The organism is Tahibacter aquaticus (assembly GCF_004363655.1).
Lineage (GTDB): Bacteria > Pseudomonadota > Gammaproteobacteria > Xanthomonadales > Rhodanobacteraceae > Tahibacter > Tahibacter aquaticus.
Genome location: NZ_SNZH01000001.1, coordinates 645820 through 658892 on the forward strand (window position 1 = coordinate 645820; position 13073 = coordinate 658892).

The following is a 13073-nucleotide window of genomic DNA, read 5'->3' on the forward strand; positions in this document are numbered from 1 at the left end:
CAGGGAATACAGCCAGTTAGGCGCGCCGTCGCGCCGACGCTACAATCGGCCCATCCCTATCGCGCAACTGCCCTGACGCCTGCCGTCCGGGCCGAGGTCTTTCACGTCATGGACAAGAGTTTCGAACCCGGCCAGATCGAATCGAAGTGGTATAGCCAGTGGGAAAGCAGCGGCTGGTTCAAGCCATCCGGCCAGGGCCAGCCCTACGCCATCCTGCTGCCGCCGCCGAATGTGACCGGCACCCTGCACATGGGCCACGCCTTCCAGCACACGGTGATGGATACCCTGGTGCGCTACCACCGCATGCGCGGCTGCGACACCTTGTGGCAGCTGGGCACCGACCATGCCGGCATCGCTACCGAAATGGTGGTCACGCGCCTGCTCGCACCGGAAGGCAAGAGCCGCAGCGAGCTCGGCCGCGACGCCTTCATCGAGCGCGTCTGGCAATGGAAGCAGCAGTCCGGCGACACCATCGAACGGCAGATGCGCCGCATGGGCGTGTCCGGCGACTGGAGCCGGACCATGTTCACCATGGACGAGATTCCGTCCGAAGCGGTGCGCGAGACCTTCGTGCGCCTGTTCGAGCAGGGCCTGATCTACCGCGGCCAGAAGCTGGTCAACTGGGACCCGGTGCTGAAGACCGCGATCTCCGACCTGGAAGTGGTCAGCGAAGAAGAAGACGGCAAGCTCTGGTCGATCCGCTATCCGCTGGCCGACGGTTCCGGCTCGCTGGTGGTAGCGACGACGCGGCCGGAAACCATGCTCGGCGACGTCGCCGTGGCAGTGCATCCGCAGGACGAACGCTATGCGCACCTGATCGGCCGACACCTCGCCCTGCCGCTGAGCGAACGGCAGATTCCGATCATCGCCGACGACTACGTCGAGCGTGAATTCGGCACCGGCTGCGTCAAGATCACGCCGGCGCACGACTTCAACGACTACGCCATCGGCCAGCGCCACAGCCTGGAGCCGATCAACATCTTCACCGACGAGGCGAAGATCAACGCCAATGCACCGGCCAAGTACCAGGGCCTGGACCGCTACGACGCGCGCAAGGTGGTGCTGGCCGACCTGGATGCCGCCGGGCTGCTGGTCGAGGAAAAGAAGCACAAGCTGCAGGTGCCGCGCGGCGACCGCACCGGCCAGGTGATCGAGCCGTACCTGACCTGGCAGTGGTTCGTGAAGATGGACGGCCTGGCCGCACGCGGTCTGGAACTGGTGGAAAGCGGGAAAGTTCGCTTTGTACCGGAAAACTGGATCAACACCTACCGCCACTGGCTGGGCAATATCCAGGACTGGTGCATCAGCCGCCAGCTGTGGTGGGGCCACCGCATTCCGGCCTGGTACGACGAGGCTGGCAACAGCTATGTCGCACGCAGTGAGGAAGCGGCGCTGGCCCAGGCCGCGGCCCGCCACGGCGGTGCGAGCGTCGTGCTGCGGCGCGAGGACGACGTGCTGGAAACCTGGTTCTCCTCGGCGCTGTGGGCGCATTCCACGCTGGGCTGGCCGAACGAAGCGGCGATGGCCGAGCGCGGCTTCGCACGCTACCTGCCGACCTCGGTACTGGTGACCGGCTTCGACATCATCTTCTTCTGGGTCGCACGCATGATCATGCTGACCGACCATTTCACCGGCGAGGTGCCGTTCAAGGACGTCTATATCACCGGCCTGGTGCGCGACAAGGACGGCCAGAAGATGTCCAAGTCCAAGGGCAACGTGCTCGATCCCATCGACCTGATCGACGGCATCTCGCTGCAGGATCTGCTGGAAAAACGCACCAGCGGCCTGATGAAACCGCAGGACGCGCCCAAGATCGAAAAGGCCACGCGCAAGGACTATCCCGACGGCATCGCCGCCTACGGCGCCGACGCGCTGCGCTTCACCTTCGCCTCGCTGGCCAGCCATGGCCGCGACATCAAGTTCGATCTCGACCGCTGCGGCGGCTACAAGAATTTCTGCAACAAGCTGTGGAATGCCGCGCGCTTCGCCCTGATGAACTGCGAAGGCTTCCGCGTCGACACCGCTGCGCCGCTGGCGCTCAGGACCGAGGCGGAGCGCTGGATCCTGGCGCGCCTGCAGCATTGCCTGGGCGAAGTGGAAACCCAGTTCGCCGCCTATCGCTTCGACCTGGTTTCCCAGGCGCTGTACGAATTCACCTGGAACGAGTTCTGCGACTGGTTCCTGGAGCTGGCCAAACCAGCGCTCAACGGCGCCGATACGGCCGCCGCGGATTCCACCCGCCATACTTTGCTGTACACGCTGGAAACCCTGCTGCGCGCCCTGCATCCGCTGATTCCCTTCATCACCGAGGAAATCTGGCAGAACGTGGCACCCCAGCTCGGCATCGCCACGCCCAGCGTGTCGCTGCAGGCCTATCCGCGCGCAGCCGATATTGCTGCCGATGCGACGGCCGAAGCCGAGGTGGAGTGGCTCAAGGCAGTGGTGTCGCAGCTGCGCCGTATCCGCAGCGAAATGAACCTGGCGCCGGGCAAGGCGATTCCGCTGCTGTATGTCGGCGGCAATGCGGCCGATCGTTCTCGCGCGGACAAGTTCGCTGCGCAGATCGGTTTCCTGGCTCGCGTCGAATCGCAGCGCTGGCTGCTGCCGGACGAGGCCGAGCCCGCGGCCTCGGCAGCCATCATCGGCGAACTGAAGCTGCTGATTCCGCTGGCCGGACTGATCGATCTCGGCGCGGAGAAAGTGCGCCTGGCCAAGGAAATCGCCCGCATCGAAGCCGAGATCGCCAAGTGCAACGGCAAGCTCGGCACGGCGACCTTCGTCGCCAATGCACCAGCGGCCGTGGTCGAACAGGAGCGCCAGCGCCTGGCCGACTTCAGCAACCAGCTGAAGGGTCTGCGCGACCAGGCTACCAGCCTGGACGGCATTTGAGCCAAACCTGCCCGGCCGGCTTTACCGCCGGCCGGTGCGAATGCGGGATGCTGGCGCGTACGTACCCACACGCGCTAGGTTTCAAGCAAGACGACTAGACAGCGATACCGCCGGGAACGCTTTCGCATGCCCTCATTCCTGTACGAAGCCAAGGATCGCAACGGCCGAGCCCAATCAGGCCGCGTACAAGCGGAAACGCAGGCGGCAGCAAGCTACCGCCTGAAACTGCAAGGCTATAGCGATGTGCGCTTTCATACCGAGCCGCAATCCGGCGCCCGCGCCGCGGCCGAAGGCCATCGCATCCCACCCGCTGTAAGCCCGGCGCAGGAGCTGCGCGCGCGGCACCATCGCAGCGGTTTCCCGGCGGCGCTGCTCGGCGCCTATGTCAGCAATGCGTTCCTCTGGTTGCCATTCTGCGGATGGGCCTTGTGGTCGCTCTACGTCGGCCCGCCGTTCGGCGTCGGCGCCCTGCTGAGTTTCGTGCTTGCCGGCCTGGCCCTGCTGTTTCCCCTCTGGGCGGCGCTGCCGGTTGCGCTGTACGCACAACTGCTGCAGGCACGCAGCTGGGCGCGCTGGGACGAGGTACTCGCGATCAGCCAGCGCATCGAACGTCTCGGCCGCTGGCTGCCGCTGCAGTCGGTGCTGATCGATACGACGTTTTCCCGTGCCGCCGCCCTGGCGGCCAAGGGCGACATCACCGAGGCCATGGTGATCGCGAGCGAATACTCCACCCAGCTGCAGCCACGCTATGTCTATCTGAGCCGGCTCAACATGATCTACGCGGCAGCACGAGCCTGGAGCGACATGGGCAAGAACCAGGCCCTGGCTGTCTCGCTGTCGCACCGCGGCACCAGCGAGATCATCGAGTACGCCACCACCCTGGTCTGGCGTCTGCACCAGCACGACGAGGCTGCCGTGCTGCTGGACGAAGTGCGCGACAACGAAATGACACCACTGGCGCGCGCCTATTTCGACTACGCCAGCGGACTGGTGGCGCTGGCCCGCGGCCGCCATGCCGCTGCCGATACCTTGCTGACACAGGCCGCGACAGCGCTGGACAGCCAGCCTGGCAATGCGATGGTCGAGTCCATGCACGATTTCATCCAGGCACACCGCGTGCTCTGCCTGGGCGCCATGGGCAGGAAGCCCGAGGCCGCCCGTCTGCTGCGCCGCGTGCTGCCGCGGCTGAAGGCCTTCGGCGAGCTGGAACTGACCCGGCGCTGCGCCGCAGCCACGGTAGGACACTGATACCGGTCTTGCGCAGGGTGCGATGAGCGCCAGCGAATGGCACCGCGAGGCGATTGTGGGTGCCGGGATCGCGCGGGCATTCGATTCATTTCGCACAAAAGCAGCGGGCCGCTTGCGCGGCCCGCTGTATACATCACGGCAATTCTGGCTTACTGGAAACCGTTGGCGAAGATCACGTCCACGACGGTCGGGCATTGCACGTTGTCGATCACGCAGCGCGCCCATTCCGGGTGGTCGATGAACGGGTTGCGGTTGCCCTGGAACGAGAACACGGCGTCGTTGCGCAGCACTTCGCGCGCGGTCGGCGGATCCTGGTCGTTCCAGTCCAGCAGTACCGACTTCAGGCCCATGTAGCCGATGCAGTTGGTGCAGGTGGTCGCGTCCTTGCCGACGATCAGGGCGCGGTCGTCGGTCACTTCCAGGCGCGGCTCGCGCACGCCGCTGGCACCGGTACCGCCCTGGTAGCGCACCACCATGTAGAGCACGGCTCGGGCCATGTCGCCCTTGCGGAAATCCCATACCTGGAAGGTGCTGGCGTTGAAGAAGTTGCTGTTGCCCGTGCCGCTGCCGCCGACGCCGTGGTTGAGCGTGGTCGGACGCGCCGTGCAGCCGTTGCACAGACCGTAGGGGCTGTTGCCGCGGTCCGAGTTGTAGCCAACGTGCGAGGCATGCAGCATGTGGCCGTCGGTATGCGGCGGGTTGGGCCGGCCGCTGGAATCGGTCGGATTGGGGAAGCCGAGCGACTTGGGCCAGGTGTGCTCGCGGTTGTAGTTGGCCGCGCCGCTGGTCTGCTTCGGATAGGTTTCGTTCTTGTAGACGTCCCACACCTTGGTCGTATCGTCCGGATCTTCGTCGGCCTTGTTCATCACGGTATAGGTGTCGCCGTAGAAGAGCGACACGTGGTCCTTGATGCGGTTGTGCAGCCAGGCTTTCAGCGCCGGGCCGCTGGAGGTATCCACGCCGGCGTAGTAGTCGGCGGTGGAGGCCGCGGTCTGGAACACGATGACCACGTTCTGGGTCATGTCGTTGACGCTGCCGTCCTGGTCGTGCACCTTGCTGGCGAGCACGGTCAGCGTACATTGTTCCAGAATACCCAAGTCCACATCGGGATTGACCTGGAAAGCGCTGGGGCCGCCGCTGTACTGGGCCGTGTGCGCGCCGGTGTTGGCGCAGCTCAGGGTGAACCAGCCGCTGTCGACGCTAACCGGCTCGGTGAAGGTGACGCTGAGGTTGGATGCGCCCGGGAAGCTGCTTGCGCCGTTAGCTGGGTTGCTCGACGCAACGCCCGGCGGCAGGTCGCCGGCGGTGCTGAAGCTCATGCTGTAGTCGGCGGCCATCGCATCGACAGTGCCGTCCTGGTCGGTGACTTCCTCGGCAACCACGGTCAGCGTGCACACTTCGCCGCTGGCGAAATCCGTATCCGGATTCAGCGTGCGCGTAGTACCGCTACCGGTGGTGACGGCTGAGTGGACGCCGCTGGTGCCGCAGCTCAGGGTGAACCACGAGGCCGTGGTATCGACCGCTTCGCTGAAGGTCACCGTGATGTCGACGTTGTTGGCCTGGCCAGTGGCTGCATTGGCCGGCGTGGTCGACACCACCGTCGGCGCCACGTCCACGGCCGGGCCGAAACTCTGGTTGTTGTTGCAGGCGCCGAAGGTCTGCGTGGCGCTGCCCTGCCAGGCGAACTGGCCGTAGTCGCTGCCGCTGCCGCTGAGCTGCAGCGAAGTGCCCGGCGCAGTGCTGTTGGTTTCGCTCACGCCGATGTCGACGCTGCTCAGGCCCTGGGCCGGGCCGTCGGCGGCGGTGACCGCGCCTTCGTAGCTGAGGAACTGCACCACGGTACCGGCGCTGTCGACCAGGGCCATGCCGTCGTTGGCGCCATTCTGCACACCGTTGGAGGGATAGGTCAGCACCTTGATCTGCTTGCTGCCGCAGGTCGAGGAAGTGGCTTCGGACAGCAGGCGATTGGAATACATCGTGCCCGCGCTGGCAGTGCTGCCGTTGTACAGCACGACACGCCAGTTGCTCAGATCGGTGCCGACGGGCGCGACGACTTCGATGGCTTCGCCGACGTCGCCGGCGCTGGTGCTGTCGTCGTAATGCAATTCATTGATGAAAACGGCGGTATCGGCCATGGCTGCGGAAGCGGCGACGGACAGCAACGCGAACACGGCGCTGGATAGCGCGCGGGAGCGGAACGACATCGAGAAAATCCCCTGGTCTGAAGACGGAACCGCGCATCCGGCGCAGGTCCGACGGGCTACAACCGGAATGGCTTCCGGTCTGGTTACGGTGGGCTCGGGCGAGCCCCAGTGCGCGACCGCCGTGGTCGTGCGCCCGGCCCGGCCGCGTATCCACAGCGGTGCCGGCACTCCCAGGCGGCCATGGCCTGGGCATCGGCGGACTATATCGAGCTTCTGTTACAACTGCACGGTCGCCTGCGCAAACGCCGCCGCTGCGCGCAGCAGCGGCGGAATCGGCCCGCCCGTGGCGCCTGCCGCACTGGTCGTGCCGGCGCCAGCGGCGAGGATGCAAAACCACACGCAACCCAGAGCGGAAACCATCGATGAGCGCAGCGCTGAAACTGTATTCCTTTGCCCCGTTCGACCGCGCTGCACGCGTGCGCTGGACGGCGCTGGAACTGGGCCTGAGCCTTGAAGAAGTTGCCCTGAGCTATGGCGGCGGCGATCACAAGGAACCGGCCTACCGGGCGATGAACCCGTTCTGCCACGTGCCGGTGGTGCAGATGCCCGAACACTGCATGTACGAGTCGGTCGCGATCTGCCAGTACCTGGCGGAGAAACACCCGCAGTCCGGCCTGGTGCCTGCGCTGGATTCGCCGCTGCGCGCGAGCTGGCTGAGCTGGCTGTTCTTCTGCGCATCGGATCTGGATGCGCAGGGCTTCCATGTATTCAACTACGCCATGCTGCGTCCCGATGCAGCCAAGCGCGAGGCCGCGCTGCGCCTGATGACACCGGCGCTGGACGTGCTGGAAGCGCACCTGGCCCAACACGAATACCTCGTTGGCGACAGCTTCTCGCTGCCCGACATCCTGCTCGGCCATGCACTGGTACTGCTGAGCCTGTCCAAGGCGCTGGAACCGTATGCGCAATTGCGACGCTATCGCGACGTGCTGGCGCAGCGGCCGGCAGCCCAGGCCAGCGGTCTGTTCGCCATACTGCAGCGCGCCTAGTTGGTGAGCGCAGCAGAGCAAGATGCGGATAGTGAGCGGCGGCGGCGGCGCGCAGACTGGGCCCATCGTCACTGCTGGAATCTGCCGCCATGAGCTTCAGCCACTCCGATCCGATTGCCCTTGCGCATGAGCTGATCAGCAGCGCCGAGGACGCGCCAAACCTGCACAGCCTGGCGCAGGAAGTCGGTCTTTCGCCCAGCCATCTGCAGCGGCGCTTCCGCGCGCGCTACGGCATGAGCCCGGCCGAATTCGCCGCCAGCCGGCGCCTGGGCCGGCTCAAGCATGCACTGCGCGACAGCGCCTCGGTCACCGATGCGGTCTATGCGGCGGGCTTTGGCTCGGGCAGCCGCGTCTACGAAAAAAGCGACACCCTGCTCGGTATGACGCCGGCCGACTATCGCCGCGGCGGGGCCGGCACTACCTTGCGCTATACCACCCTGGCCACGCCGCTGGGCGAGCTGCTAGTCGCCGCTACTGAACGCGGCGTCTGCGCGATCCTGCTGGGCCAGAGCGAAACCGAGTTGCTGGCCGAGCTCACGCGCGAATTTCCTGCAGCGCAGAGCGAACGCGTCGATGCGGGCCGCGACGAGTGGCTGGGCCGGGTGATTGCCGAAGTGCATGCGAATCTGGGCTGGAGCAAGGCGAGCACGGCACCGCTGCCGCCGTTCGATCTGCGCGCGACCGCATTCCAGTGGCGCGTATGGCAAGCACTCACGCGCATTCCTGCCGGCGAAACGCGCAGCTACGGCGCCGTGGCCCAGGCCATAGGCGCGCCGCGCGCCGCGCGCGCGGTGGCGCGGGCCTGTGCCAGCAACCGCCTCGCCATCATGGTGCCCTGCCATCGTGTGGTGCGCGAAGACGGCAGCCTCGGCGGCTATCGCTGGGGCATGGCGCGCAAGCGCCGACTGCTCGCCCGGGAAACCGAAGTGGCCCCGCAGGGCAAATAGACAGTGGTCCTGTGTGGTATAGCAGCCGGCGCGTAGCATGCCGTCCTGGTGACCGGGGGGCCGAACACCGTAGAGGCCAATGAGCGAGCAATCATCCGTTCCCGCCGCCGCGCCGCGTTTCTCGCCGCGCGTGCTGGTGCCGCTGGCCCTGTTCTCCCTGTATATCGTCTGGGGCTCGACCTACCTCGCCATCCGCATTGGCCTGGAAAGCTTCCCGCCGTTCACCATGGCCGCGCTGCGCTTCCTCATCACCGGCGCGGTGCTATATGCCTTTCTGCGTTGGCGCGGAGTAAACAATCCCACTTTGCTGCAATGGCGAAATTGCGCCGTCACCGGCACCTTGCTGCTGGGCTTCGGCAACGGCCTGGTGTGCTGGGCACAGCAGAGCGTGTCGTCCGGGCTGGCTGCCGTCGCAGTGGCCAGCATGCCGCTGTTCGCCGCCGTGTTCGGCACCTTCTTCGGCCAGTGGCCGCGGCGGCTGGAACTGATCGGCCTGCTGGTCGGCTTTGCCGGCGTGATCCTGCTGAATCTCGGCGGCGATTTGGCCGGCTCGCGCCTGGGCGCACTGGCCCTGCTTGCGGCAGCCGCCAGCTGGGCCTTCGGTTCGCTCTGGTCCAAACGCCAGGACATGCCCGAGCCGATGATGAATACCGCCGCGCAGATGCTGACCGGCGGCGCCGCGCTGACCGTGCTGGCCCTGCTCAACGGCCAGGGCATACCGGCCGAACCGAGCCTGCGCGCCGGCCTGGCGCTGGCCTATCTGGCCGTCTTCGGTTCCATCATCGGCTTCAGCGCCTACCTGTACCTGCTGCGCACGGTGCGGCCGGCGCTGGCGACCAGCTATGCCTACGTCAATCCGCCCGTCGCCGTGCTGTTCGGCGCGCTGCTCGCAGGCGAACGCGTACATGCGCTGGACATCGTCGGCATGGCGGTGATTCTCGGCGGTGTCGCCATCATCACGCTGGCGCGCGACAAGAGCTGAGCTTCAGCCCTTGCCCGTGCCGCACCGGTTCAACGCCGCGTCAGCACAGCGTGCAGTTCAAGGACAGTATTGAGGTTGTGCTTGCGCGCAAAATTCTGTTCGCCCTGGGGCAGGCGCGACACTTCCGGCGCCGGCAGGCCACCGAACTCGACATCGAAATCGCAGGCGATGTTGTAGTGCTCCACGCCCATGCTCGTGCGCGCGGCGGCGTTGAAATACAGGTACGACTGTTCGGCGATCGGCGGCCATTTGTGCGTAGGGTCCTGGATCGCGCCAACCCAGCTCCAGTACGGCGTGATGATCAGCGCCTTGGCGCCGGGCTGCATGACGCGGTACAGCTCGACCATGAAACGGATGCGCTCCGGCCCATCCAGGTGTTCGAGAAAATGCGCACAGTGCACTTCATCCACGCTGCCGTCGGCGAACGGCCAGGGCATTACGTTCAGGTCGTGCACCACGTCGGCACCACAATCCGGCGAAGAATCCACGCCGGTAAATCCTTCACGCTTGCGGCTACCGCAACCCAGATCCAGTTTCATCCCTGCTCCGAAGCAAAAAATTCGCGGCGGCAACGCTAAGCGATGCGCAGGGTGCTTGCGTAAAAATCCCGTTTCGCCATGCCGGAAATGCGACGCCCGCCGCGAAGTTGCATTCGGGCGGGCGTCATTGGGCAGAGTCCGGCACTGTTGCCGGCCAACCGGCGTCAGCTTTCGCGCAAGGCCGTCGTGATCGGAATGCGGGCGGCGCGGGCAGCAGGCAGCAGGCCGCCGCAGAAGCCGATCACCAACGCAATGATCAGCCCGGTGCCGACCAGTTGCGGCGTCACCTTGAAGCTGAACACGACCTGGGTAAAGTTCGCCCCCAGCGTGGACAAGCTGACATTATTGAAAAGTACATAAGCGATCATCGCGCCGATAAAACCGCCGACCAGGGCCAGGAACACCGCTTCGATCATTATCGACACCAGCACCGGCAGCGAGCCGAAGCCAATGGCGCGCAACGTGGCGATTTCCCGCGCCCGAGTCGCCACCGCGGCATACATCGTATTCAGCGCGGCGAAGATCGCGCCCAGCCCCATGATGACGACGACAAAGCCGGCCAGCACGCCGATGGTGGCGCGGAACTGCTTGGTCTGCGCGCTGAAGTACTCCTGCTGCGTGGTCACGTCGCTGGCCAGGCGCGGGTCGGCGGCCAGTGCGGCCTTGAGCTTGTCCAGCGCATCCGGGCCGTCCAGCACCGCCAGTATCGAGCTGAAGCCGCTGCGGCCGAACGAGGTCTGCGCCGTACCCGCATCGACCCACAGCTCGCTTTCGCAGGCGTCGCCGGATTCGAACACGCCGACGACGGTCCAGTCCGAACCGCGCATGCGCACGACCTTGCCCACTTCGGCGCCCTGGAACTGCTGGATCACGCCACGGCCGACAACGATTTCGCGCAGGCCCGGCTGGAACTTGCGCCCTTCGATGATCTTGAGCTTGGGCCGCATGGCGAAGGAAGACTCCTCCACGCCACGCAGGGTGACGTTGACGCCCGTCTGGCGTTTGCCCGCTGCAGCCTGCGGCTCGTCTTTCTTCGGCAGTTCGGAAATGATCACGAGTTCCGTCGCGGTTTCCGGCTTGCCGTCGGCGCCTTTGCGAATGCCCGGCGCCTGCGTGATCAGCGTGGCCACTTCGCGCGACATGGCCGAATTCAGTTCCGAATTGCTGGAACCGCCGCGCAGCACCAGGGCGAGATCGCTGCGGCCAGCCGCGACCAGGGTGCTGCTGAAACCCTCGGCCATGGCCAGCAGCGCGGTGAATACGGCCACCACGCCGGCAAGGCCGACGACGATGACCAGCGAAGCGCCCCAGCGTTCCGGAATACTTTTGATATTGATGCCGGTGATGGCAGTTATTTGGCTGAACATGAGTGCGTTCCTTTAGCGACCGGCAAGGGCGTCGACGATCTTCAGGCGCTGCGCGCGCAAGGCGGGCAGCAGGCCGACCGCAAGACTGAGCACGATGATGGCAATCAGGCCCGCAACCCAGACCGGGCCGCTGACCGTCAACGGCATCACGGCGCCGGCGAATTTCTTGATCACGATGCCGAGACCGGTGGCAATGCTCAGGCCGATCAGGCCACCGAGCGCGCACAGGGCAATCGATTCGGCCAGCACGAAGCCGAGCACGCTGCCGTCGGAGAAGCCCAGCGTCTTGAGCACGGCCAGTTCGGGTACGCGCTCACGCATGCTCTGCGCCATGGTGTTGCCCACCACAAGCAGCAGGGTGAAGAACACCGCGAACAGGATCCAGCGCACCATCAGGCCGATGTCGCCGATCTGCTTGACGAAGCCCAGCGACCAGTCCTTCTCGGTCTGGGTCTTGGTTTCGTCGGGCGAGTTCTCGTACTTGGCGTCGATCGTGTCGGCCACTTGCTGGGCCGCATCGGAATTGGCCAGCTTCAGCACGTAGATGCCGGCGGCGCCGCTGCCGAACTGGTTGGCTTCGTTGAAGTAGTCGAAGTTGATCAGCACCTGGTTGGTCTGGTTCTGCCACTGCTCGTCCTTGCCGTCGAAGATGCCGACAATGTCGAAGCCCCAGGTCTTGCTGCCGTCTTTCTTCGGAAAGATGTTGGAATTCAGTGGCAGCTTGTCGCCGACTTTCCAGCCGTACTGGTTGGCCAGCAGGCGGCCGACGATGGCCCCGGTGCGCGTATCGGCGAACGCCTTCCATTGCGCGTCCGGCATGATGTATTCCGGGTAGACGGCATGGATGCGCGCCGGCTCGACGGCGAAAGCGAATATCTGCGTGTTCTCGCCGATAACGCCGCCGAACCACTGCTGGTACATCACTTTGTCCACACCGGGAACAGCTTCCAGTTCCGGCAGGATGCGCAGCGGCAACGACTGGGTGAACGACACGCGAGCCTGCGTCACCAGGCGCGTGGCACCGACGAAATCGGCGCCGGCATTGAACACGACGTTGACGGCCTGCAACAGGCCGAACAACAGGAAGGCCATGATCACCGAGAGCAGGGTGAGGATGGTGCGGGTCTTCTTGCGAAACAAATTCGCAAGGACGAATCCGGTCTTGGTCATGGGTTGGCTCCTGGCGCTTAGTGCGCCGCCTGCTCGGCCAGCTGGCCCTTGTCCAGATGCAGGGTGCGCTTGGCGTATTCGGCCGCGCGCGGATCGTGGGTGACCATGACGATGGTCTTGCCGTGCTCGCGGTTGAGTGTCTGCAGCAAGGTGAGGATTTCGTCGGCGGTCTTGCGGTCCAGATCGCCGGTGGGCTCGTCGCAGACCAGCAGGGTCGGGTCAGACACGATCGCGCGGGCAATCGCCACGCGTTGCTCCTGGCCGCCGGAGAGTTCGCGCGGCTTGTGCTTGGCCCGCTCGGCCAGGCCGACCACGCTCAGGGCAATGGCCACGTTCTCGCGCCGGCGCGCCGCCGACAGCTTGGTCAACAGCAGCGGAAGTTCCACATTGCCTTCTGCCGTCAGTACCGGCATGAGGTTGTAGAACTGGAACACGAAGCCGACATTGGAAGCGCGCCAGCGGGTCAGCTCGGCGCTGCTGAAGCGGTCGATGCGCTTGCCGTCGATGGAGATTTCACCGGAGCTGGGCTGGTCCAACCCACCAATCAGGTTGAGCAAGGTGGTCTTGCCCGAACCCGACGGCCCCATCAGGGCAACAAAATCGCCTTTGGGAATATCCAGCGTCAGGCCGTGCAGCACTTCGACCTTCTGCTTGCCGCGCTCATAGCTCTTGGTCAGATCGCGAATGCTGATCAGATTGCTCATGGGGTGCTCCGGATACGGAAAACGGTGAGAAGAC

The 13073-nt window shown here is 65.3% G+C and carries 10 protein-coding genes; 5 read left to right on the plus strand and 5 right to left on the minus strand.

The window, feature by feature from the left end; all coding sequences use genetic code 11:
* Window positions 1-108: 108 nt before the first annotated feature.
* Entirely contained in the window at window positions 109-2889 is a 2781-nt protein-coding gene (locus DFR29_RS02575; protein WP_133816979.1) for a valine--tRNA ligase, read from the plus strand.
* Between the two features lie 126 nt (window positions 2890-3015).
* Window positions 3016-4137 (plus strand): type II secretion system F family protein, encoded by a 1122-nt coding sequence (locus DFR29_RS02580; RefSeq protein ID WP_133816980.1) that lies wholly within the window; start codon window positions 3016-3018, stop codon window positions 4135-4137.
* A gap of 149 nt (window positions 4138-4286) precedes the next feature.
* On the opposite strand, the gene DFR29_RS02585 is transcribed toward DFR29_RS02580, so the two are convergent.
* Window positions 4287-6341: an endonuclease gene (locus DFR29_RS02585; protein WP_133816981.1), complete on the minus strand. Its 2055-nt coding sequence runs from the start codon at window positions 6339-6341 to the stop codon at window positions 4287-4289.
* A gap of 362 nt (window positions 6342-6703) precedes the next feature.
* Between DFR29_RS02585 and DFR29_RS02590 the strand changes: the two genes are divergently transcribed.
* The 3 genes from DFR29_RS02590 (at window position 6704) to yedA (ending at window position 9259) form a co-directional block, all read left to right on the plus strand.
* On the plus strand, window positions 6704-7330 hold the full coding sequence (locus tag DFR29_RS02590; RefSeq protein WP_133816982.1) for a glutathione S-transferase family protein: 627 nt from the start codon (window positions 6704-6706) through the stop codon (window positions 7328-7330).
* A gap of 89 nt (window positions 7331-7419) precedes the next feature.
* Window positions 7420-8277: a methylated-DNA--[protein]-cysteine S-methyltransferase gene (locus DFR29_RS30275; protein ID WP_133816983.1), complete on the plus strand. Its 858-nt coding sequence runs from the start codon at window positions 7420-7422 to the stop codon at window positions 8275-8277.
* 79 nt (window positions 8278-8356) lie between these two features.
* Entirely contained in the window at window positions 8357-9259 is a 903-nt protein-coding gene (gene yedA / locus DFR29_RS02600) for a drug/metabolite exporter YedA (RefSeq protein WP_133816984.1), read from the plus strand.
* A 29-nt stretch (window positions 9260-9288) separates the two neighbouring features.
* Here yedA and DFR29_RS02605 read toward each other — a convergent pair whose 3' ends face one another.
* The 4 genes from DFR29_RS02605 to DFR29_RS02620 form a co-directional block, all read right to left on the minus strand.
* Window positions 9289-9798, minus strand: a complete 510-nt coding sequence (locus tag DFR29_RS02605) for a class I SAM-dependent methyltransferase (protein ID WP_133816985.1) — start codon at window positions 9796-9798, stop codon at window positions 9289-9291.
* Between the two features lie 164 nt (window positions 9799-9962).
* Entirely contained in the window at window positions 9963-11165 is a 1203-nt protein-coding gene (locus DFR29_RS02610; protein ID WP_133816986.1) for an ABC transporter permease, read from the minus strand.
* A gap of 12 nt (window positions 11166-11177) precedes the next feature.
* On the minus strand, window positions 11178-12335 hold the full coding sequence (locus DFR29_RS02615; RefSeq protein WP_133816987.1) for an ABC transporter permease: 1158 nt from the start codon (window positions 12333-12335) through the stop codon (window positions 11178-11180).
* A 17-nt stretch (window positions 12336-12352) separates the two neighbouring features.
* Window positions 12353-13039, minus strand: a complete 687-nt coding sequence (locus DFR29_RS02620) for an ABC transporter ATP-binding protein (RefSeq protein ID WP_133816988.1) — start codon at window positions 13037-13039, stop codon at window positions 12353-12355.
* Window positions 13040-13073: the final 34 nt, after the last annotated feature.